A 22,132-nucleotide genomic window follows, 5' to 3' on the forward strand; every position below is an offset into this window, starting at 1 on the left:
GCGGCTCAGTTCGCGCTGGCGTTCGTGTTCGTGGCGTCGGCCGCGCCGGCCTCGACCACGTCGACGGAAAACGTCAGTTCGGCGGTTTTCGCCAGCATCGCCGACGCCGAGCAGTATTTTTCGTGCGACAGCTGCACGGCGCGCTCGACCGCGGCGCGCGGCAGCTTGTGGCCCGTGACCGTGAACGCGAAGTTGATGCGTGTGAAGACCTTGGGATCGGTCTCGGCACGATCGGCTTCCAGCTTGACGCTGCATCCCGTGACCGCGTGGCGGCCGCGCTTGAGGATGAGCACCACGTCATACGCCGTGCAGCCGCCGGTTCCGGCCAGCACCATTTCCATGGGCCGCAAGGCCAGGTCATGACCCCCGCCATCCACCGCGCCGTCCATCACGGCGACATGGCCGCTACCCGATTTGGCCACGAACAACATGCCCGACGGGCCGCCCCAATCGATCGTGCATTCCATGTCGAAATCCTGATTCGTCATCGCAAACAAGGATCATAGCCCGTTCCAGGCCCGGTCTTTGCAGTCTCCTTACAATGGGAATGTCCGAGTCCAAGGAGTCTTTCATGCCGTACCCGCAGCAGCCATCCTCCGTGTTTCCGCCCCTGGTCCGCCGCAAGAGTCCCCTGGACGCTCTGCTGGGTGAGGCGGACCGCGCCCTGCGGGTGCTGGCCGGCGCCTCCAGCGCGGGACGGCCTTATCCGCCGGGACGCGAGACCCCGGAAACGCTCACCCCCGCCGAGCGCCGCCACGCCGCCGGATTGATGCGGGTGAATCATGTCGGAGAGATCTGCGCACAGGCCCTCTACCGGGGCCAGGCGCTGGGCTGCGCCGACGCCGCCACCCGCCAGATGTTCCACCAGGCCGCCACGGAAGAGGTGGACCACCTGGCCTGGTGCGAGCGGCGCCTGGGCGAGCTGCGCAGCCGGCCGAGTTTCCTGAACCCGCTGTGGTACGCCGGATCGTTCGGCATGGGCCTGCTGGCCAGCCGCGCCGGGGTGCGGCGCAATCTGGGCTTCATGGCGGAAACCGAGCGGCAGGTGGAAGCGCACCTGGAAAGCCACCTCAAGCGGCTCCCCGCCCAGGACGACCGTTCGCGGCAGGTGGTGGACCAGATGAAGCAGGACGAGATCAATCACCGGGTCAGCGCCGAGCGCGCCGGCGCGGCCGCGCTGTCGTGGCCGGTACGCGGCGCGATGCGGGCGCTTTCGCGGGTCATGACGGGTACCGCCTACTGGATCTGAGGCCGATCTCGCCGGGCTTCACACTGTTACAGGGTTAACCCCCTCGGGCGCGCCGTCGCTCCGGCGGATCCGGCATAAAGGTTGCTACGTAGAAGAGGACTTATCTGCTGCCCATGCCGGCGATGCTGCGGCGCCAGCGGAATATTAATGCGATGCACAAAAACAACAGTTTGTGGCCCGTTGAATTGCCCCAAAAATTCTTCTTGCATCGCACAAAAAGTTTGGCTATGATTTGTCCATCGGATGTCGAAACGCAGTCGGTGCGGTGCAAAACCCCGACGGCAGACAGAGTACCTGGGAGGGTACTCCAGGGTTAACCCTCTGCGACATGCCACGGTTGTCTCCTCCACCCTCCTCCTTTGGTGGATTTAGCCCGAGATCGTCAGATCTCGGGCTTTTTTTTATCCAAATTTCCCCCGGGGCCAGCCTGGCCCACGTTCCGCGTCCACTAAAATCGCCACATCTAAAGCGGCAGGAATCCGTCATGTTGGGTATACGGGATGTGAAGTTGGCCATCGTCGGCCTGGGCTACGTCGGCTTGCCCCTGGCGGTGGAATTCGGCAAGAAGCGTCCCGTTCTGGGCTTCGATATCAACACGGACCGCATCGCCGAACTGCGGCAGGGACGCGACCACACGCTGGAAGTCGAGCCCGACGAACTCGCGGCCGCCGCGCAGCTGTCGTTCACCGCCGACGCCGCGCAGTTGTCGCAGGCCAACGTCTACATCGTCACGGTGCCCACGCCCATCGACGCCTACAAGCAGCCCGACCTGACGCCGCTGCGCAAGGCCAGCGAAACCATAGGCCGGGTGCTGAAGCGCGGCGATATCGTCATCTACGAATCCACGGTCTATCCCGGCGCCACGGAAGAAGAATGCGTGCCGGTGCTCGAGCGCGTGTCCGGTCTGGTCTACAACCGCGATTTCTACGCCGGCTACAGCCCGGAGCGGATCAACCCGGGCGACAAGACGCATCGCGTGAACACCATCAAGAAGGTGACTTCCGGTTCGACGCCGGAAGTCGCGGATCTGGTCGATGCGCTGTACGGTGAAATCGTCACCGCGGGCACGCACAAGGCCGCGTCGATCCGCGTGGCCGAAGCCGCCAAGGTCATCGAGAACACCCAACGCGACGTCAACATCGCCTTGATCAATGAGCTGGCGCTGATCTTCAACAAAATGGGCATCGATACCGAGGCGGTGTTGCAGGCGGCCGGCACCAAGTGGAATTTCCTGCCGTTCCGCCCGGGCCTGGTGGGTGGGCATTGCATCGGCGTCGATCCCTATTACCTGACGCACAAGGCGCAGAGCCTGGGCTATCACCCCGAGATCATCCTGGCGGGCCGGCGCTTGAACGACGGCATGGGCAGCTACGTCGTATCGCAGCTGGTCAAGGCCATGACCAAGCGGCGTATCCACGTGCAGGGTGCCCGGGTCCTGGTCATGGGCCTGACCTTCAAGGAAAATTGTCCTGACCTGCGCAATACGCGGATCGTCGACATCGTGGGCGAACTGCGCGAATACGGCGTCGAAGTGGACGTCTACGATCCCTGGGTCGATCCGGCCGAGGCGCGCGCCGAATACGATATCGAGCCGGTCGCCGCGCCGCAGGACGGCCGCTACGACGGCATCGTTCTTGCGGTAGCTCATCGGCAGTTCGCCGAGCTGGGCGCCGCGCGCATTCGCGCCTACGGCAAGCCCCAGCACGTGCTGTACGACCTGAAGTACGTGCTGCAGCCCGGTGAATCGGACCTGCGTTTGTAATCCACGTTTGAAAAAGGGCAAAGCATGTCGCAACGCTACCAACAAATCACTGAAGACCTGCGCCAGTCGCCCCGCGCCTGGCTGGTGACCGGCTGCGCCGGGTTCATCGGCTCGAACCTGGTGGAAACGCTGTTGAAACTGGACCAGACGGTGGTCGGCCTGGACAACTTCGCCACCGGGCACCAGCACAATCTGGACGAAGTCATGGAGCTGGTCTCGGCCGAGCAGTGGGGGCGGTTCACCTCCATCGAAGGCGATATCCGCGACCTGGATACCTGCCGCAAGGCCGTCACCGACGTGGACTACGTGCTGCATCAGGCGGCGCTGGGTTCGGTGCCGCGCTCCCTGCAGGATCCCATCGCCACCAATTCGGTGAACATCGACGGCTTCCTGAATATCCTGGTCGCGGCGCGCGACGCGGGCGTGCAGGGCTTCGTCTATGCGGCGTCCAGCTCCACCTACGGCGATCATCCGGCGCTCCCGAAGGTCGAGTCCGCCATCGGCAATCCCTTGTCGCCCTACGCGGTGACCAAGTACGTGAACGAACTGTACGCCGACGTGTTCGCCCGGGCCTATGGCTTCGGCGCGGTGGGATTGCGCTATTTCAACGTGTTCGGCAAGCGGCAGGATCCCAATGGCGCGTATGCCGCCGTCATTCCGAAGTGGATAGGCGCGATGATCCGCGGCGAAGACGTGGTGATCAACGGCGATGGCGAGACCAGCCGCGATTTCTGCTTCGTGGAAAACGCCGTGCAGGCCAATCTGCTGGCGGCGCTGGCGCAGCCCCAGGGCAAGCACCAGGTCTACAACGTCGCCTGCAACGCGCGCACCAGCCTGAACCAGCTGTTCGCGCACTTGACGCGGCTGCTGGCCAAGCATGGCGTGCAGTATGACAAGGCGCCGGTCTACGGCAACTTCCGCCCGGGCGACGTGCGGCACTCGCAGGCCGACATCGCCAAGGCCAACGACCAGCTGGGCTACACGCCCATGCACGACATCATCGAAGGCCTGGAAGTCGCCATGCCCTGGTACACGCAGTTCCTGCGGTAGTCCGCGCCCGGCAAAAAGCCGCCAGGACCGGCGGCTTCGGGCAACCCCAGGCCTGGTAATGCCTATCGGCAGCGCCAGGCCTTTTGCTTAGAACGGCAGCTTGACGTCCGGCTTCAGCGCCAGCAGCTGCTTGCGGAAGTCGTCCTGGATGCGCGCCAGCGCGGCATCGTTGTCCGCTTCGAAGCGCAACACCACGACCGGCGTCGTGTTCGACGGCCGGGCCAGGCCGAAGCCGTCCGGGTATTCGGCGCGCACGCCGTCGATGGTGACCACGTCGATCGCGCCGTCGAACTTGCCTTTTTCCTGCAGGTTCTTGACCAGTTCGAAGGGTTCGCCTTCCTGCATTTCGAGCTTGAGTTCAGGCGTGGATATGGCCTTGGGCAGGGCTTCCAGCACGGCCGACGGGTTGGCGTCGCGGGACACGATTTCCAGCAGGCGTGCGCCGGTATACAGGCCGTCGTCGAAGCCATACCAGCGTTCCTTGAAGAAGGTATGGCCGCTCATTTCGCCGGCCAGCGGCGCCCCGGTCTCGGCCAGCTTGGCCTTGACCAGCGAGTGGCCGGTCTGCCACATCAGCGGCTGCCCGCCGGCTTCCTTGACGGCCAGGCCGACGTGGCGGCTGCATTTGACGTCATAGATGATCATTCCGCCCGGGTTGCGGGACAGCACGTCGCGCGCGTAAAGGATCAGCTGGCGGTCGGGCCAGATGATTTCGCCCGACTTGGTCACCACGCCCAGGCGGTCGCCGTCGCCGTCGAAGGCCAGGCCGATCTCGCAATCGGTGGTTTTCAGGCAATGGATCAGGTCTTCCAGGTTGTGCGGGTCGGCCGGGTCCGGATGGTGGTTGGGGAAGTTGCCGTCCACGTCGCAGAACAGCTCCGTCACATCGCAACCCATTTCGCGGAACAGCCGCGGGGCGATGGCGCCGGCCACGCCGTTGCCGCAGTCGATGGCGATCTTCATCGGGCGGGCCAGCTTGACGTCGCCGATGATGCGCTCGATATAGCGGCCGACGATGTCCATGGTGCGGCGGCGGCCCGGGGTGACCCCGGCCGGGGCCTGGCCGCCGGCGGCGTCCATGGCCAGGCGCAGGTTCTGGATGTCGGGGCCGTACAGCGCGGCGCCGCCCATCATCATCTTGAAGCCGTTGTACTTGGGCGGGTTATGGCTGCCGGTGACGGCGACGCCCGATCCGGTCTTTTCCGTATAGGCGCCGAAGTACACCAGGGGCGTCGGCACCTCGCCGATGTCCAGGGTGCTGATGCCGCCGGCGTTCAGGCCTTCCTGCAGGGCCAGGGCCAGTTCTTCGCTGCTGAGACGGCCGTCGCGGCCGATCACGAGTTCCGGAATGTTCTTGTCGCGCGCCAGCGCCGCCAGGGCCAGGCCCAGTTCGCGCGCGAAGCGCGCATTCAGCAGGTCGGGCACGGTGCCGCGTATGTCGTACGCCTTGAAGATGGAGGCCGGAAAAGACGACGCATTACCCACGGTAGTTCCTTTGTGGTCAGGTGATTCGGTAGTCACGGATGGCGATTATCCCCGATAAGCGGGGCCGGACTGCGCAGGCCGCATGGCCTAATGACTATGCCCTAATGCGCGAGCCCGGGCGGGGCCGGCGCAGGTATCCCGGGATTGTGGCACGGAGGCCGGAAGGCCGAATGTGTCCGAACCCGACAATCCTGACCGGGTGTTGCCGGCCCACTATCAGTCCTACAATAGCGGTCTTCGCCCGGCTCCGCATCGGGCGTTCTATCGCACACGGTGGACGATGACTATCCTTGCCGAACTACAAGCCTTGCTGGGCGCCGATCACGTACTGACCGGCGCGGATACCGATTCCTACACGCTGGACTGGCGCGGCCGCTATCGTGGCCGGGCGCTGGCGGTCGTGCGGCCGGGCTCCGCCGAGGCGGTGGCTTCCGTGGTGCAGCTGTGCGGCCGGCATGGCGTCCCGCTGGTGCCGCAGGGCGGCAATACCGGGCTGTGCGGCGGCGCCACGCCCGCGGACGACGGCAAGGCCGTGCTGTTGTCGCTGGCGCGCCTGAACCGCGTTCGTGGCATCGACACCGATAACGACACCATCACCGTGGAAGCGGGCTGCATCCTGCAGGCGGTGCAGCAGGCCGCCGAGCAGGCCGGACGCCTGTTCCCGCTGAGCCTGGCGGCGGAAGGCAGCTGCACCATAGGCGGCAACCTGGCGACCAACGCCGGCGGTACGCAGGTGCTGCGCTACGGCAACACGCGCGACCTGACCCTGGGCCTCGAAGTGGTGACGGCGGACGGCGAAATCTGGCACGGCTTGCGCGGGCTGCGCAAGGACAACACCGGCTACGATCTGCGCGACCTGTACATCGGCAGCGAAGGTACGCTGGGCATCATCACCGCCGCGACCCTCAAGCTGTTCCCGCTGCCGGTGGCACGCTGCACCGCCTTGTTGGCGGTCCCCGACGTGGAATCGGGCGTGCAGTTGCTTGGCCGCGCGCGCCAGGGTTTTGGCGCGGCGTTGACGGGCTTCGAATTGATGGCGGGCAACTGCCTGGAAGCCGTGGTGCGGCTCTTCCCTCAGCAGCGCCTGCCTTTCAGCGGCGAATCGGCGCAATCGCCGTGGTTCGCCTTGCTTGAATTGTCCGACAGCGAAAGCGAGGCGCACGCCCGCGAGCGTTTCGAAACCGTGCTGGGCGAAGCCATCGAAGTGGGCCTGGCCACCGACGCCGCGATCGCGGAGAACATCACGCAGAGCAAGGCGCTGTGGCATCTGCGCGAAAGCATTCCGCTCGCCGAAGCCGAACTGGGCAAATCGATCAAGCACGACGTGTCGCTGCCGATCTCGCGTATCGCCGATTTCGTGCGGAACACCAACGCGCTGCTGCAGGAGCGTTTCCCCGGCATCGGTCATGTCATCTTCGGCCACCTGGGTGATGGCAACCTGCATTACAACTGCACGCGCGCGCCCGGCCAGGAGGAAGCCGCGCTGCTGGCGCAGCAACCGCAGGTCTACGGCATCGTCCATGACAGCGTGCACGCGCACGGCGGCTCCATCAGCGCCGAGCATGGCGTGGGCCAGCTGAAGATAGACGAGCTGCCGCGCTACAAGGATACGATCGAGCTGGCGCTGATGCGCCGTATCAAGAAGGCGCTGGACCCTGCCGGCATCATGAATCCCGGCAAGGTCGTGCGCGCCTGACCGACCGGGACCCGCCCATGGCCGCGCCTCTGCCCGCGAGTTTGCCCGCGCATCATCGCGTACTGATCGTGGAAGACGACACGACGATCGCCGGCAACCTGTACAGCTTCCTGGAAGCGCGCGGCTTCGTGCCCGACGCGGCCTATGACGGCCGCGCGGCGCTGGCCATGTTGACGTCGCAGCACTTCGACGCGGTGATCCTGGACGTGGGGCTGCCCGGCATGGACGGATATAACGTGCTGCGCGCCATGCGGACGGAGCACATGCTGTCCGTGCCCGTGCTGATGCTGACGGCGCGCGACGAACTGGCCGACAAGCTGGCCGGTTTCTCGCACGGCGCGGACGATTACCTGACCAAGCCTTTCGCGCTGGCCGAGGTCGAGGCTCGGTTGCATGCGCTGATCCAGCGCGCCAGCGGCGCGGTGGGGACGCCGGTGCGGCGCTGGGGGCCTTTGAGCTACGACAGCCGCACGCGCGCCGTATCGGTCAACGGCCAGGCCGTGCACCTGACGCGCAAGTCCTGCATGATCCTGGACGCCTTGCTGCGCGACCCCGGCCGCGTGGTGCCGCGCCCCGAACTGGAAACCTTGCTGTGGGGCAGCGAGCCGCCATCGTCGGACGCCTTGCGCAGCCAGGTGCACCTGTTGCGCAAGGCCCTGGCCGATGCCGGCTTCGACGGCATCGAGACCGTGCACGGCACGGGGTGGCGGCTGATAGGCGTCGCGGACGGCCCGGCATGAAAAGTGGCGGTACGCTGACCCAGCGGGTGGTGTGGGCACTGACCGGCACGGTGGCGATTTTCGTGTCCGTGCTGGTGGTGCTGGCCTACCTGACCTTCGACCAGATGGAAGACGATCTGGTCAACGACATCCTGACCACCGAAACGCAACGCCTGATCGAGCGCATCACCAGCGGCGAGGAACCGCTGACCGAATTGAGATCGCACGACGTCGGCGGCGCGATGCGCGCCTGGGTGCAGCAGCCCGGCGTCGCCAATCCCGCGATACCCAAGGAAGTCAGCAGTCTGGAGGACGGCCTGCATCTGCTGGAGCCAGGCACGGAGACCTGGCATGTGGTGGTCGCGAAGATCGACGAGGGCCGGCGCCTGATCGTGCTGTACGACGCCACGGACAACGAGGATCGGGTTTTCGATTTCGGCCTGATCGTGCTGGGCCTGGGCGTGATCTGTATCGTCGCGGCCTATGGCGTCGCGCGCAAGATCGCCTACCTGGCCGTCGGGCCCATGCTGACCCTGACCGACCGCCTCTCGACCTGGGCGCCCGGATCGCCCGACCTGGCCGTGGAGCGCAACGATGAAGCCGGACGCCTGGTGGAAGCCTTCAACCGCGTGCAGAACCAGGTGGACCGGTCGCTGGCGCGCGAACGCGAATTCGCCGCCAACCTGAGCCACGAGGTGCGCACGCCGCTGGCCGCCATCCGCAGCGATGGCGAACTGATGCTCCTGGCGCCCGTCGTGACGGCCGACCAGCAAACCCGTCTGACGCGCATCGTGAAGAACGTCGACAGCGTTGCCGCCGCGCTGGAAAGCGCGCGGGCCATGGCGCGCGACGAGCGCCGCAAGCCCGAACCGGTGGATCTGGCGGAATGCCTGGCCGCTGCCTGGCAGGGGCTGGAAGCCAACGCGGAGCAGGCCGGCCTGGGCCTGGACCACCAGGTGCCGGCGGGCACGGTGCGCGACCTGGATCGCTACGCCCTGTTGACCGTGCTGCGCAACCTGATCCGCAACGCCATCGAACACGCCGCCCCGGCCGTATTGACCGTGCGGACGATCGATTCCCAATCCAGCGCCGGCCTGGAAATCCGCGACAACGGCAAGGGCATCAAGACCGAAGACCTGCCTTTCGTTTTCGATCGCTATTACAGCGTGCGCCGCCGCGATACCCATGGCGACGTGAACGAGGCCGAAGCCGCGGTGGCCCTGGAGCGCGGCCTGGGACTGGCCATCGCCAAGCGGGTCTGCGATATGCAGGGGTGGAGCCTGAGCGTGGAATCCTGGGTCGGCGTTCCCACCCACGGTACATGCTTCACCCTGCGTTTCGACAGCAACAACCCGATTTGACAAATATTCGATGTGGCCCTGGGTAGTGTGCCGGGATATTTTTCCCTGGCCAGCCCATGCGTTCTTATGTTGCCGCGCCCGCCAAGGCCGCCATTCGCTTCGATACCTATCTGTTGACCCATGTCCTGGGCGTGACGCTGCTCCTGGCCCTGTTGGCCGAGGCGGTCAACCGCTCGGGGCTGGACCTGGCCGTGTCGCGTTATTTCTTCGACGCGACGGCCAATACCTTCCCGTGGCGCGCTTCGCGCGTGCTGGAAATACTCGGGCACCGCGTCGTGCTCGTGCTGCCTATCGGGGTCGCCGTCGCCGCGATCGCGGCGGCCATCGCCAGCCACTGGTTCGCGGTGCTGCGGCCGTGGCGGGGGCCCTTGTGGGGCATCGCCGCGACCTGCGTCCTGGGGCAGGTCGTCATCTCGCAATTGAAGCACTACACCGCGCTACCGCGTCCGTATGCCCTGGAGATGTTCGGTGGCTACGCCAACTATCCCGCCCACTTCTGGGCGGCCAACCGCCGCGAAGGCGGCGGCGCGCTACCCAGCAATCATGCCGGGGCGGGCTATGCGATGTTGTCGCTTTACTTTGCCGGCTGGGCCTTGCGGCGTTCGGAGTGGCGCTGGGGCGGCTTGGCCGTGGGGATCGCCGCCGGGCTGACGTTCTCGCTGGTGCGCATCATGCAGGGCGCCCATTTCCTCAGCCAGACCCTCTGGTCGGCCTGCGTCATGTGGGGCATCGCGAGCATCGTATTCGGCCCGCTGCTCGTGCGGACGCCGCCACCGCTAGCCGTTGCCAAGCAACACGCCAGGTAGCCAGAGCGAAAACGCCGGTACGTAGGTGACCAGCGCCAGCGCCGCCAGCAAGGCGCCGTAGAACGGCCAGATGGTGCGCATCACCGTGCCCACCGAAACCTCGCCGATGGCGCAGCCGACGAATTGCGTCGTGCCCACCGGCGGCGTGTTCAGGCCCAGCGCGCAATTCAGCAGCATGACCATGCCGAACTGCACGGGGCCCATGCCGTATTGCGCGCATATGGGCAGGAAGATAGGCGTGCAGATCAGTATCGTCGCGGCCATGTCCAGGAACGTTCCCAGGAGGAACAGCACGATATTGACCATCAGGAAGATGGCCCACGGGCTCGTTGAAATCGACGCCAGCAGGTCTCCCGTCTTCTCCGCCACGCCGTAGAAGCTGATCAGGTAGCCGAAGGTGGCCGATATGCCGATCAGCAGCAGCACGACGCCGGTCGTCTTGACGGCCTTGGCGGCCGCGCGCACGAATTGCGCCCATGTCAGGGTGCGATACACCAGGACTGTCAGGGCCAACGCATACACCACGGCCACCGCCGCCGATTCGGTCGCGGTGAAGACGCCGCTGAGGATGCCGGCGATGATCACGACGACCACGAATAATCCCGGCGCCGCCGCGACCAGCGAGCGCAGCACGATACTCCAGCCCGGGAACGTGCCGGCCGCGTAGCCGCGGTGGCGGGCCACGAAATAGGCCGCCGCCAGGTTGCATACGGTCAGGATCAGCGCCGGCAGCAGGCCGGCGGCGATCAGCGCGGCGATGGACACCTTGCCGCCCGCCGCCAGCGTATAGATGATGATGTTGTGGCTGGTCGGCATCAGCGCGCCGACCAGCGCGGCATGCGTGGTGACGTTGACGGCGTAGTCGGCGTGATAGCCCTCGCGTTTCATCATGGGGATCATGACCGATCCCATGGCGGACACGTCGGCTACCGGCGACCCCGATACGCCGCCGAACAGCGTGCAGGCCACCACATTGGACATGCCCAGCCCGCCGCGCACGTGGCCCACCAGCGATCTCGCGAAATTGACGATGCGGTCGGCGATGCCGCCGTACAGCATCAGTTCGCCGGTGAAGATGAAGAACGGGATGGCCAGGAAGGAAAACGCGTTCATCCCCGAGGTCATCTGCTGGAAAGCCACGGCGATGGGCAGGTCTTCGTACAGGATGGCCGCGATGGAGGACAGGCCGATGGCGAACGCGACCGGCACGCCTATCACCAGGAAGCCCAGGAAGGAGACGGAAAGCAGCGTCAGCGCCATGCCGGGGTGACCTCCTGGTTGCGCAGCAGCGCCACGATGTGTTCCACCGAGAACAGCGCGATGAGTCCGCCGGACAAGGTGGCGGGCACGTACTTCCAGCCTTCCGAGATACCGAGGTTGGGCATCATGTAGTCCGCCACGGATTCGGCCAGGATGGCGCAGTTCCAGGCCATCATCAGGCCGAACAGGCACACCAGGGCGTGGATGAAGATCTCCATGCGACGCTTGCCGGCGGGCGGCAGGGCTTCCAGCAGCGATTCGAAGCCGATGTGGCCGGCGTCGCGCACGCCTACCGCGGCGCCCAGCATGGTCACGTACAGCACCAGCAGCATCGCGATGCTTTCGGCCCAGGTCGGGGTGCGGTTCAGGACATGGCGGCCGAAAATCTGGAAGGCCACCGCCGCGATCAGGCAGGTCAGGCCCGCTACGCCGACCCACATGCAGATGCGGGCCAGGAGCCTGCAGCAGCGCGTGTAGGCGTCCAGCAGCCGGTGTCCGCCGGGCCGGCGGGTGTCCGGGACCGTGGTTCTTTCCTGTGAACTCGCCAGCATGGCGTCCTCACTGCACCGCTAATATGCGCTGCACCAGGTCCTTCATCTCCGGCGTGGTGACGAAGCGCTCGTACACCGGCTTCATCGCTGCCTGGAAGGACGCCTTGTCGACCTCGATGATCTGCGCGCCGGCCTTTTCGACGATGGCGCGGGATTTGGTTTCGCGTTCCGTCCAGAGCTTGCGCATGTAGGGTACCGATTCGCTGGCCGCGTCGCGCAGGATCTTCTGGTCGTCCGGCGAGAGCTTGTCCCACTGGCGCTTGGAAAAGATCAGGATCTCCGGCGTCATGCTGTGCTCGGTCAGCTCGTAGTACCTGGCGACCTCGTAGTGGTGCGCGCTTTCGTAGCTGGGAAAGTTGTTTTCCGCCGCGTCCACCAGTCCCGTCTTCAGCGACGTATAGACCTCGCCCATGGCCATGGGCGTGGCGTTCGCCCCCATGGCCTCGACCATGGCGACCGACAGGTCGGACTGCTGGACCCGGATCTTCAGGCCCTGCGCGTCGGCCAGCGTCTTGATGGGCTTGTTGCGCGTGTACATGGAACGCGAGCCGCTGTCGTACCAGGCCAGGCCCACGAAGCCGGCGCCTTCGCAGGCCTTCAGCAATTGCGCGCCGATGTCGCCGTCCAGCACCTTGTGCAGATGGTCGACGGAGCGGAACAGGAAGGGCAGCGACGGTACGCGCGTATTCGGGCAGATGTTGTGCATGGCGGCGCTGCTGACGCGCGCCATGGTCAGCGCGCCCAGCTTGACCTGCTCGATGGAGTCGTTTTCCGATCCCAGCTTGCCGCCGGAAAAGACGCGGATGGTCATCTTGCCGTTGGAGCGCTCCTTGACCAGGTCCGCCATGTGCCGGACGGCGAGCACGGTGGGATAGTCGTCGGGATGGATGTCCGCCGAGCGGAACTCCGCGGCTTGCGCGGCCAGGACCGGGCTCAACAGCGCCGCCAGCGCCAGGGTGGCGTGCGCGACGGCGGCGCGGAGGGGGCGGGCGGTACGTGCGGGGCGGATGGGGCCGCGCGGCAGCGTCGTCATCGTGTGCATCATTGTCTACCTCCGTTGTGTACCGCGGTGCGCGCTTGTGGCACGGTGGGCGGCGAGCCCGTCATCGGGCTTTTTCTTGTGTGCGTCGCGGCTTGCCGCGCGTCAGAACGGGCCGGCCTTGACGAAGGCGCCGCCCTGGTAGCGGGTGGCGGGATCGTCGGGCGCCAGGGCGGGCTGGGCTTCGGCGTTGGCACGGAACGGCTCCGACGTATCCTTGGGCTGGAAGCCCAGGTGCGCGGCGCGCGAGTTGTCCCACCAGCTGTCGCGGTTGGCCGAGGCCCCGTACACGATGGTGTGGCCGACGTGCGGCGTGAAGAGCGACTGCGCGATCAGGTGGGTCAGGTCGTCGTAGCTGAGCCAGGTGACCAGCATGCGCCTGTCCTTGGCTTCCGGAAACGACGAGCCGATGCGCAGGCACACGGTTTCGATGCCGTAGCGGTCGAAATAGAAGCGCGAAAGGTTTTCGCCGAAGGCCTTGCTGATGCCGTAGTAGCCATCGGGCCGCACGGGCACGTCGGCATCGATGACCTGGCCTTGCCTGTAGAAGCCGATGACGTGGTTCGAGCTTGCGAAGACGACGCGCTTGACGCCGTGCTTGCGCGCCGCTTCGTACAGGTTGTAGACGCCCTGGATGTTGGCGGGGAGGATCTCGTCGAAGGGACGTTCGACCGACACGCCGCCCATGTGGACGATGGCATCCACGCCGGCCACCATGCCGTCGACGAAGCCGGCGTCCGCCAGGTTGCCAATGACGATTTCCTCGCCTGGCTGGGCGCTGCCCAGGTCGGCGATGTCGGAAAGCCGCAGGACGTCGGTGTAGGGTCTGAGGCGCCCACGCAGGACTTTGCCCAGGCCGCCGGCCGCGCCGGTCAGCAACAGGGTGGGAACGCGTTGCGTGGAAGAAGAGGCAGGGGTACCCGGCAGGCTCACGACGTTGTCTCCGTACTGGCGACGCCGGTATTTACACCGCGTCGGTTTGGGTGTTCAATCGGGTAGCTTATAAGTCATCGTACAACGCATGGGCAGTATAATGACGGGCCCAAATACCCGTCAAGCGCCCGTCAAGCGGAGCCGGCGACCAGGGAAAAATACTATGACGACCACGTCCATGCCCGCCGAACTTCCCATGCGCCGACGGCCCCGCAGCCTGGCGCAGGAATTGGTCGACAGCCTGTCCAAGCGCATACGCGACGGTGAAATCCGCCCGGGCGACAAGCTGCCCACCGAATCGGAAATCATGCGCACGTTCGGTGTCAGCCGTACGGTCGTGCGCGAGGCGCTGTCCCGGCTGCAGGCCTCGGGGCTGGTGGAAACCCACCATGGGGTCGGGACCTATGCGCTGAAACCGAATACCGGCGGCGACTTTCGCGTCGATCCGGCGGACATCGCCACGGTGCGGGACATCCTGGTCATCCTGGAGCTGCGCATCTGCCTGGAAACGGAGGCGGCGGGCCTGGCGGCCCTGCGGCGCACGGAAGAGCAACTGGCGCAGATGCGGGAAGCCCTGGATCAATTCCGCGCCGCGCTGGCCCCCGGCGGAGACACGGTCACGCCGGATTTCCGCTTCCATCTGCTGATATCCCAGGCCACGGAAAACAAGTATTTCGCCGATCTGCTTTCGCACCTGGGAGCGGCGATCATTCCGCGCACGCGGATCAATTCCGCCAAGCTGGGCGATGAAGAGCGCGAGCCTTACCTGGCGCGGGTGAATCGGGAGCACGAGGATATCTACGAGGCCATCCGGCGCCAGGATCCCGAGTCCGCGCGCGCGGCGATGCGCACGCACTTGAGCAACAGCCGCGAAAGGCTGCGCCGCGCGCAGGACCGCTGACAAGCGGCGGTCAGGTGTGGTGATGGGGCGGCGACTCGCCTTATCAGGTGCTTCCGTCATAGGATGTATGACAACGTTGGCGGCACCGTCAGTACGCGTTACCGGACCGCGCGGGCGGGCCAGGTCGGGCAACCCTATCTTGGCCCCATGGCCGGGCGCCCCTAGCCGGGCGCCCCCAATCATTCACTCCAGCGAAGGCAGTACCCGCCCGACCGCGGCGCCCCATGACAGGCGCGGATAACCCGGTTTCACGCATTCGGCGCTGATTGCCACCTCATCCCCATCCTGCAGGAATGTGCGCGTCTCGCCCCAGGGCAGGTTGATGGGCGTCTTGCCGCCCTGGCTCAATTCCAGCAGCGATCCGGCCTGGTCCGGCTCCGGGCCGGACATCGTGCCCGTGCCCAGCATGTCGCCCGGCTGCAGGTTGCAGCCATTCACCGTGTGATGCGCCACCAGTTGCCCGATGCTCCAATAGGCATCGCGGAAATTGCTCCGCGCCAGCGTGGCACGCGGCGCGCCCTGTTCGCGCGACTGCTCCGTACCCAGCTCGGTACGCAGGCGCACGTCGAAAGCGCCGCTGGCGCTGTTGTGCGCGGACGAAAGATAGGGCAGCGGTTGCGGTTCGCCCGCGCCGCGCTGGAAGGGCACGCGAAAAGGCGCCAGTGCTTCCAGCGTGACGATCCAGGGCGAAATCGTGCTGGCGAAATTCTTCGACAGGAAAGGTCCCAGCGGCTGGTATTCCCAGGCCTGCAGATCGCGCGCCGACCAGTCGTTCAGGATCGTCAGTCCGAATATGTAGTCTTCGGCATGCTCCAGCGTGACGCGCCGGCCCAGCGCATTGCCGGTGCCGATGAACACGCCCAGTTCCACTTCGTAGTCCAGCCGCGCACACGGCCCGAAGACGGGTGTGCCGCCCTCCTGCGTCGGCCGCGTCTGGCCGACCGGACGATGGAAGTGCTGCCCCACGCCGATGCTGGACGCGCGGCCGTGATAGCCGATGGGCACCCATTTGTAGTTCGGCAGCAGGGGATTGTCCGGACGAAATTGGCGTCCGATCGCGGTGGCATGATGCACCGAAATATAGAAGTCGGTGTAGTCGCCGATGCGCGCCGGTACGGAAAATTCGGCATCGGCCTGCGCGACGAGCAGGGGCTCGATGCGTGCCTGCAGCGGCGAGCCCGCGCGCAGCGCGCGGGACAGGGCCAGGCGCAAGGCCGACCAGCAGGCGGCATCCAGCGACATCAGGGCGTTCAGGTCCGGGCCCTGGCACGCCGCGAGCGCGCGGGCCGCGTCGCCGTCGAAGGGTTGCGCCTGGGCCAGCGCGGCCAGGTCCAGGATACGGTCGCCGATACCCGTGCCCGGCCGCCAGCTTTCCGTCGTGCCGGCGCGCCGGAATACGCAAAAGGGCAGGTTCTGGACGGGGAAACCCAGCGCGTCGTCGTTGGCGCTTTGCAGCCAGCTGCGCAGCGCGGGGTCGTGGGTTTCGTTCAGCTCGGTCATGAGGGTGTTATCCGGGTGTAAGGGCTAAGCCCGTTGATTCGAAAGCCGCGGCCGTTATGGCCGCGCCGGGTCGAAATGCTTGCGCAGTCCCTGCCAGCAGTCATCGTAGCCGGACTGCAGTTCCGGCCACGCCAGCGCCGCTTCCGTCGGCCGTATCACGCGCCGCGTTTCGAACATGAAGGCCATCGTGTCGCGGATATAGTGCGGTTGGGACGTGTCCGCGTTGGACGCTTTTTCGAAGGTCTCCGCGTCGGGCCCATGCCCGCTCATGCGATTGTGCAGGCTGGCGCCGCCAGGCACGAAGCCTTCCGCCTTGGCATCGTAGACGCCTTGTATCAGGCCCATGAATTCACTCGCCACGTTGCGATGGAACCAGGGCGGCCGGAACGTATCTTCCATGACCAGGATGCGCGGCGGGAAAATCGCGAAGTCCATATTGGCCGTGCCCACGGTATCGGTGGGCGACGTCAGCACCGTGAAAATGGACGGATCCGGATGATCGAAGCTGATCGAACCGATGGTGTTGAAACGCCGCAGGTCGTATTTGTACGGCGCGTGATTGCCGTGCCAGGCCACCACGTCCAACGGCGAGTGGTCCAGCGGCGCCCGCCAGAAACCGCCTTCGAACTTGGCGACCAGTTCGAAATCGCCTTCCAGGTCCTCGTACCAGGCGACGGGCGTTTCGAAGTCGCGCACATTGGCCAGGCCGTTGGAGCCTATCGGGCCTTTTTCCGGCGGCCGCAGCGGCGCGCCGAAATTTTCCAGCAGGTAGCCGCGCGCCGTGCCGTCCGGCAGCGTGACGCGAAAGCGCGTGCCGCGCGGGATGACGGCGATTTCCAGCGGTGCGATTTCCATGCGGCCCAGCTCGGTATCCACCAGCAGGCGGCCGGCCTGCGGCACGATCAGCAGTTCGCCGTCGGCATCGTAGAAATACCGCCCGCGCATCGGCGCATTGGCCGTGTACACATGGATGCCCACGCCGTTGTCCTCGTCGGGGCCGCCGTTGCCGCCTATCGTCGCGATGCCGTCGATGAAGTCCGTGGGCGTCTGCGGAATCGGCCGCGCGCCCCATCGCAGGCGGTTGGGAGAAACCGGCTGGGCGCCGAAGCGGCTGACCCAGCCGCCCGCCTGCGCGCAGGCAATGAATGCACCCTGCCGCGCGGACGGCCGGATGCGATACAGCCAGCCGTGGCGGTTTTCCGCGCGCGGCGCCGTGAACGCCATGCCGGAAACGTGCTCGGCGTACAGGCCGTAGGGACAGCGGATCGGCGAGTTCCTTCCCACCGGCAATGCGCCGGGCAGCGCTTCCGTGGCGAAGGTATTGCCGAAGCCGGTCATGTAGCGCAGGGCCGCGTCAGCGGCGGCAGCGGGCTGCGAGCTCATGGAATGTCTCCGTTCGTGTAGGTGGCCCGTTCAAGGGCATGGCGCGCCGGCAAGGGCGTCCGCAGGGGCGTCCGCAGGGGCGGCATGGCGATTTTCCCCCGACCCGGGGCCTTGCCGCTAGATGAATGGAAAAATGTAGGCCATAAGTTTCATGAATAATGGGGGATAATCGGCGCCATGCCTGATCTGCGCGCCCTGGACCTGAACCTGCTCGTCGTCTTCCAATACCTGATGGAAGACCGCAATCTTTCTGCCGTCGCGCGGCGCCTGGGCATCACGCAACCGGCGGCCAGCAATGCCTTGCGCCGGCTGCGCGCCACCTTCGACGATGCGCTGTTCGTGCGCACCGCTCAGGGGATGTTGCCGACCCCCTATGCCCAGCATCTGGGCGGCGCGGTGGCGGAAGCGCTCAGCACGCTGGCCCATGCGCTGGAAGCCCCGCCGCGTTTCGATCCGGCAAGCAGCAGCCGGCGCTTCCGCGTGGCGATGACGGATGTCGGTGAAATCCACTTCATGCCCGCCCTGATGGAGCATTGCGCGCGTCAGGCGCCGGGGGTGCGGGTGGAGTCGGTGCGGCTGCAAGGCGCTGAGCTGCAGCGGGAAATGGACGCGGGCCGGGTCGATATGGCGCTGGGCGCCTTCCATGGCCTGGCTGGCGGCCTGTTGCAGCGGATGCTGTTTCGCCAGGGCTATGCGACGCTGTTCCGCCGGGGCCATCCCACCGCCCATGAAGGCATGGGCCTGAAGGCCTTTCGCGCCGAACGGCACCTGCTGGTGTCGCATGCGGCGCCCTATGGCCAGGTGAACCAGGCCCTGGAAAAAGCCGGTTTGGTGCTGGCAACCCACTTCAGCGTGCCGCATTTCACCGCGGTGCCGTACATCGTCAGCGCCACCGATCTGCTGGCGACAGTGCCGCGCAAGCTGGCTGACAGCGCCGCGTCGCGTTTCGGCCTGGGCATCCTGACGCCGCCCATCCGTGTCGCCGCGCTGCAAAGCAATCTATATTGGCACGCGCGCTTTCAACGCGATGGCGGCAACCAGTGGCTGCGCGCCTTGATCGTGGACAGCTTCGCGCAACGGTAGGGCCCGCCCGGGTGCTTGCCTTTCAATTGCCGCAAGCTTGCCTGCCGTGCCGACAGGCGGGCGGGCGGCGGTTCAGGCGCGCTGGCATTTGACGCAATAGTAGGTGGCGCGCTGGCCCTGCACGATGCGGCGGATCGCCGTTCCGCACACACGGCACGGCTGCCCGGCACGCTCGTAGACGGCGGCGTGGATATCGAAATAGCTGCCGGGCTCGCCGCCGGTGCCGACATAATCGCGCAGCGTGCTGCCCCCGGAATTCAAGGCGTCGGTCAGCGTCTGGCGGATGGCCTGCGCAAGGCGTTCGCATCGCGCCAGCGACAGCCGCCGTCCCGGTGCGGCTGGATGTATGCCCGCGCGGTACAGACTTTCGGATGCGTAGATATTGCCTACGCCGACGACGGCTTCCCCAGCCAGCAGCAGTTGCTTGACCGGGGCCGCCCGGCCGCGGAACTGGTCGTGCAGCCATTGGCCGCCAAAGCGCGGGTCGAAAGGTTCTATGCCTAGCCGCGCGAGCAGCGGATGGAACTCGACCGGTCCGGCGTCCGCGGGATGCCACAGCACCGCACCAAAACGGCGCGGATCGTGCAGGCGCAGGGTCGCGTGCTCGAATATCCATTCCACGTGGTCGTGGCGGCGCGGCGCTTCGCCTTCCATCACCCGGCGCAGCGATCCCGACATGCCCAGGTGCACGATTTGCGTCCCGTGCTCGAAACGCAGCAACAGGTACTTGCCGCGGCGCCCGCATTCCAGGACGGTGCGGCCGGATAATGTATCGGGAAGGTCGGCCGGGACAGGCCAGCGCAGGCGGGGTTCTCTTACGACCAGCTGGACAAGCGGCCGGCCTGTCATGACAGTCGCGATTCCCCGTCGAGTGGTCTCGACTTCGGGCAGTTCAGGCATCAGCCAGTGTAAGATGATCAGTTGCGTGTACAGATTGTGCCATTTATCGGACGGGACGCGTGAAGTCGTCGCATATGCATATCAAATATGGGTTCGCCGCGCTGATGCTGGCGCTGGCCGGCGCGTATTCCTTGCCGGCCCAGGCCGCGGAAAGGCATACCGCCGACACCATCGCGCCCCGCGTGCAGCGGGCGCCTCGTCAGGAACCCGATGTCATCCGCTTGCGTGAAGGCCAACTGCCTTACGTGCGTCTGACTTCCGGCATCCTGTACCGGATCCTCGCGTCGGAAATCGCCGCGCAGCGTGGCATGTACGGGACGGCCGCCTCGACCATGCTCGGCCTGGCCAACGACGTCGCCGACCCGCGCGTGGCGCGCCGCGCGCTGGAGTTCTATCTGGCCGGTGGCAACCTGAAGGGCGCGCTGGAAGCCGCCCGCGTCTGGTCGCGCCTGGCGCCCAACGATCCCGAAGCCGGCACTACTGAACTGGCCTTGGCCGCCGCGAATGGCCAGACCGCCGGCCTGGGCGAAGCGCTGCGCAAGCGCATCGACGCCGCCCCGGACAAGACCGCCGCGATCGCCCAATCCTTGGCGGTACTGGGCCGCATCAACGACCGCAAGACCGCGCTGGCCATCCTGGACCAGGCCCTGAGCCCGTCCGTGCGCAAGCTGCCTGCGGCGCATCTGGCCTTGGCTGATGTGGCACAGGCCGCCGGCGACAACGCGCGCGCCCTGCAGGAAGCGCAAGCGGCGCAGCAGGCCGATCCCAAGTCGGAAGCCGCCGCGCAACGCGTCCTGGAATACGGCATGAAAGTCGACCCGCGCCAGGCCACCGCCGACGCGCGCGCCTTCATCGCCAGGCACCCCGACGCCCGGCGCCTGCGGCTGATGCTGGCCAGCCAGCTGTCCGACATGGGCGATTACGACGGCGCCCTGGCGGAATTGCGCGCCATGTCGCGCCGGTCGCCGGAAGATTTCGACCTGATGTTCATGCAGGCGCAGCTGGCCTACAAGGCCGGGCGACTGGATGATGCCCGCGGATTCCTGGAACAGTATCTGGACGTGCAGAACCAGCGCCAGCGCGCGCTGATTCCCGGCACGTCGGACGCGCCCGGCGCGGCCGCCGATGCGCGCATCCTGCTGGCCCGGATCGCGGAAGACCAGGGCCGGTACAACGACGCCATCGCCGAACTGGGCAAGATCGACGATCCCGGCATGCGCTACCAGGCCCGCATGCGCCAGGCGACCCTGCGCGCCAAGCAGGGCAATGTCGATGCCGCCCTGAAGATGGTGGACCAGGCCAACCCCCAGGATGAGGAAGAGCGCGTCCTCGGCGTCCTGACCAAGGCCCAGATCCTGCGTGACGCCGACCGTACCGACCAGGCCGTTGCCTTGCTGTCGGGCGCCGACCGGGCCATACCGGATACGGTGGAAATCAAATACGAGCTGGCGATGCTGTACGAACGCCAGGACAAGATCGCCGACCTGGAGCGCCTGCTGCGGCAGGTGATCGCGCTGGATCCGGATCACGCCCATGCCTACAACGCCTTGGGCTATACGCTGGCCGACCACAATATGCGCCTGCCGGAAGCGCAGGAACTGATCACCCAGGCGCTGGACCTGTCGCCCGACGATCCCTACATCATGGACAGCATGGGCTGGGTGAAGTACCGCCTGGGCGATAACGCGGCCGCGCTGACCTATCTTCAGCGTGCCTACTCGCGGCGTCCGGAGCCGGAAATCGGCACCCACCTGGGCGAAGTCCTGTGGGCGCAGGGACGCAAGGACGAGGCGCGCGCGATCTTCGCCGCCGCCGCCCGCAAGGATCCGAACAACAAGACGCTGCGCGACACCCTCAAGCGCCTGGGAGTCTCGTTGTGATCCTGGCGCGTTGGCGCGCCGTCCTCGCGGCGGCGCTCTGCCTGCTATTGGCCGCCTGCGTGACGCCCGGCCGCATCGCCGGCAAGGGCGGCGCCACGGAATTCTCACGCGTCGGCCGCTTCGCGCTGACCGTCACCTACGACGATGGCAAGCAGGACGCGTTGCAGGGCGGCTTTTCCTGGCTGGACGACGGGCGGCGCTACGTCCTGGACCTGACCAATCCGCTGGGCTCGACGCAGGCGCGCGTGGAAGGCCAGCCGGGCATGGCGGTTCTCACCAAGTCCGACGGTTCCCGCTTGCGGGCCGCCGACCCGGACGCGCTGGTGGCCGACGCGCTGGGCAGCAGCATTCCCGTTTCGGGCTTGCGCGACTGGCTGCGCGGACGCTTGCCGGATCAGCCGCCGGCGGCCCAGGTGCAGCGCGATGCGTCGCAGCGCCCGGCGTCTTTCGAGCAGGGGGGCTGGCAGGCCAGGCTGTCGCGCTATGACGACATGGGACCACAGGTCCTGGTGCTGGAACGACGCGAACCGGATCGCCGCATCCTGCTGCGACTGGTCGTCGATCCTTCCTGAGC

Annotated in this window: 19 protein-coding genes and 1 pseudogene; 11 read left to right on the forward strand and 9 right to left on the reverse strand. The window is 66.4% G+C overall.

Features of this window, described 5'->3' with window-relative positions; genetic code table 11:
• Positions 1–5: 5 nt before the first annotated feature.
• Positions 6–467: an OsmC family protein gene (locus CAL12_RS02690; protein WP_086067636.1), complete on the reverse strand. Its 462-nt coding sequence runs from the start codon at positions 465–467 to the stop codon at positions 6–8.
• A gap of 104 nt (positions 468–571) precedes the next feature.
• On the opposite strand from CAL12_RS02690, the gene coq7 reads away from it, so the two are divergent.
• The 3 genes from coq7 (at position 572) to CAL12_RS02705 (ending at position 4,061) form a co-directional block, all read left to right on the forward strand.
• A complete protein-coding gene (coq7, locus tag CAL12_RS02695) occupies positions 572–1,249 on the forward strand; it encodes a 2-polyprenyl-3-methyl-6-methoxy-1,4-benzoquinone monooxygenase (RefSeq protein ID WP_086063074.1) in 678 nt (225 codons plus the stop codon).
• A 484-nt stretch (positions 1,250–1,733) separates the two neighbouring features.
• Entirely contained in the window at positions 1,734–3,011 is a 1,278-nt protein-coding gene (gene tviB / locus CAL12_RS02700; RefSeq protein WP_086063075.1) for a Vi polysaccharide biosynthesis UDP-N-acetylglucosamine C-6 dehydrogenase TviB, read from the forward strand.
• A 24-nt stretch (positions 3,012–3,035) separates the two neighbouring features.
• Entirely contained in the window at positions 3,036–4,061 is a 1,026-nt protein-coding gene (locus CAL12_RS02705) for an SDR family oxidoreductase (RefSeq protein WP_086063076.1), read from the forward strand.
• 87 nt (positions 4,062–4,148) lie between these two features.
• Here CAL12_RS02705 and CAL12_RS02710 read toward each other — a convergent pair whose 3' ends face one another.
• Positions 4,149–5,546, reverse strand: a complete 1,398-nt coding sequence (locus tag CAL12_RS02710; protein WP_086063077.1) for a phosphomannomutase/phosphoglucomutase — start codon at positions 5,544–5,546, stop codon at positions 4,149–4,151.
• Positions 5,547–5,826: 280 nt separating this feature from the next.
• Here CAL12_RS02710 and CAL12_RS02715 point away from each other — a divergent pair, with 280 nt between their 5' ends.
• Genes CAL12_RS02715 through CAL12_RS02730 form a run of 4 tightly spaced genes read left to right on the forward strand, consistent with a single transcriptional unit; the run spans position 5,827 to position 10,128 of the window.
• On the forward strand, positions 5,827–7,242 hold the full coding sequence (locus tag CAL12_RS02715) for an FAD-binding oxidoreductase (RefSeq protein ID WP_086063078.1): 1,416 nt from the start codon (positions 5,827–5,829) through the stop codon (positions 7,240–7,242).
• A gap of 17 nt (positions 7,243–7,259) precedes the next feature.
• Positions 7,260–7,982, forward strand: coding sequence for a response regulator transcription factor (locus tag CAL12_RS02720; RefSeq protein ID WP_086063079.1), 723 nt, complete (start codon positions 7,260–7,262; stop codon positions 7,980–7,982).
• Positions 7,979–9,322, forward strand: a complete 1,344-nt coding sequence (locus tag CAL12_RS02725) for a sensor histidine kinase (protein ID WP_086063080.1) — start codon at positions 7,979–7,981, stop codon at positions 9,320–9,322. Before CAL12_RS02720 ends, CAL12_RS02725 begins: the two co-directional genes overlap by 4 nt.
• Before the next feature lie 56 nt (positions 9,323–9,378).
• On the forward strand, positions 9,379–10,128 hold the full coding sequence (locus CAL12_RS02730) for a phosphatase PAP2 family protein (RefSeq protein WP_086063081.1): 750 nt from the start codon (positions 9,379–9,381) through the stop codon (positions 10,126–10,128).
• Here CAL12_RS02730 and CAL12_RS02735 read toward each other — a convergent pair.
• The 4 genes from CAL12_RS02735 to CAL12_RS02750 all read right to left on the reverse strand — a co-directional run bounded on the left by CAL12_RS02735 (position 10,099) and on the right by CAL12_RS02750 (position 13,911).
• Positions 10,099–11,388: a TRAP transporter large permease gene (locus CAL12_RS02735; protein ID WP_086063082.1), complete on the reverse strand. Its 1,290-nt coding sequence runs from the start codon at positions 11,386–11,388 to the stop codon at positions 10,099–10,101. The genes CAL12_RS02730 and CAL12_RS02735 overlap by 30 nt on opposite strands.
• Positions 11,379–11,828, reverse strand: coding sequence for a TRAP transporter small permease (locus tag CAL12_RS02740; RefSeq protein ID WP_086067637.1), 450 nt, complete (start codon positions 11,826–11,828; stop codon positions 11,379–11,381). Before CAL12_RS02740 ends, CAL12_RS02735 begins: the two co-directional genes overlap by 10 nt.
• 118 nt (positions 11,829–11,946) lie before the next feature.
• Positions 11,947–12,984: a TRAP transporter substrate-binding protein gene (locus tag CAL12_RS02745; RefSeq protein ID WP_232464679.1), complete on the reverse strand. Its 1,038-nt coding sequence runs from the start codon at positions 12,982–12,984 to the stop codon at positions 11,947–11,949.
• 99 nt (positions 12,985–13,083) lie between these two features.
• Complete coding sequence (locus CAL12_RS02750; RefSeq protein WP_232464680.1) at positions 13,084–13,911, reverse strand: NAD-dependent epimerase/dehydratase family protein; 828 nt, start codon at positions 13,909–13,911, stop codon at positions 13,084–13,086.
• Between the two features lie 163 nt (positions 13,912–14,074).
• Between CAL12_RS02750 and CAL12_RS02755 the strand changes: the two genes are divergently transcribed.
• Complete coding sequence (locus CAL12_RS02755; RefSeq protein ID WP_232464681.1) at positions 14,075–14,812, forward strand: FadR/GntR family transcriptional regulator; 738 nt, start codon at positions 14,075–14,077, stop codon at positions 14,810–14,812.
• Between the two features lie 183 nt (positions 14,813–14,995).
• Here CAL12_RS02755 and fahA read toward each other — a convergent pair whose 3' ends face one another.
• Both fahA and hmgA read right to left on the reverse strand, forming a co-directional pair.
• Positions 14,996–16,312 (reverse strand): fumarylacetoacetase, encoded by a 1,317-nt coding sequence (gene fahA, locus CAL12_RS02760; protein ID WP_086063083.1) that lies wholly within the window; start codon positions 16,310–16,312, stop codon positions 14,996–14,998.
• 54 nt (positions 16,313–16,366) lie between these two features.
• The gene (hmgA, locus tag CAL12_RS02765) at positions 16,367–17,695 is read right to left on the reverse strand and encodes a homogentisate 1,2-dioxygenase (RefSeq protein ID WP_086063084.1); all 1,329 of its coding nucleotides are present in this window, start codon (positions 17,693–17,695) and stop codon (positions 16,367–16,369) included.
• A gap of 177 nt (positions 17,696–17,872) precedes the next feature.
• Between hmgA and CAL12_RS02770 the strand changes: the two genes are divergently transcribed.
• Positions 17,873–18,778 (forward strand): LysR family transcriptional regulator, encoded by a 906-nt coding sequence (locus CAL12_RS02770; RefSeq protein WP_086063085.1) that lies wholly within the window; start codon positions 17,873–17,875, stop codon positions 18,776–18,778.
• A 72-nt stretch (positions 18,779–18,850) separates the two neighbouring features.
• Here the strand turns inward: CAL12_RS02770 and mutM are convergent, their stop codons facing one another.
• A complete protein-coding gene (mutM, locus tag CAL12_RS02775) occupies positions 18,851–19,678 on the reverse strand; it encodes a bifunctional DNA-formamidopyrimidine glycosylase/DNA-(apurinic or apyrimidinic site) lyase (protein ID WP_086063086.1) in 828 nt (275 codons plus the stop codon).
• Between mutM and CAL12_RS02780 the strand changes: the two are divergent.
• Positions 19,677–21,558 (forward strand): annotated as a pseudogene (locus CAL12_RS02780) (tetratricopeptide repeat protein). The gene mutM and the pseudogene CAL12_RS02780 sit on opposite strands and share 2 nt — an antisense overlap.
• A 2-nt stretch (positions 21,559–21,560) precedes the next feature.
• Positions 21,561–22,130 carry a lipoprotein insertase outer membrane protein LolB gene (lolB, locus tag CAL12_RS02785; RefSeq protein WP_086067641.1) on the forward strand — a complete coding sequence of 190 codons (570 nt, stop codon included), beginning with the start codon at positions 21,561–21,563 and terminating at the stop codon, positions 22,128–22,130.
• Positions 22,131–22,132 lie beyond the last annotated feature (2 nt).

It is taken from the genome of Bordetella genomosp. 8 (assembly GCF_002119685.1).
Lineage (GTDB): Bacteria > Pseudomonadota > Gammaproteobacteria > Burkholderiales > Burkholderiaceae_B > Bordetella_C.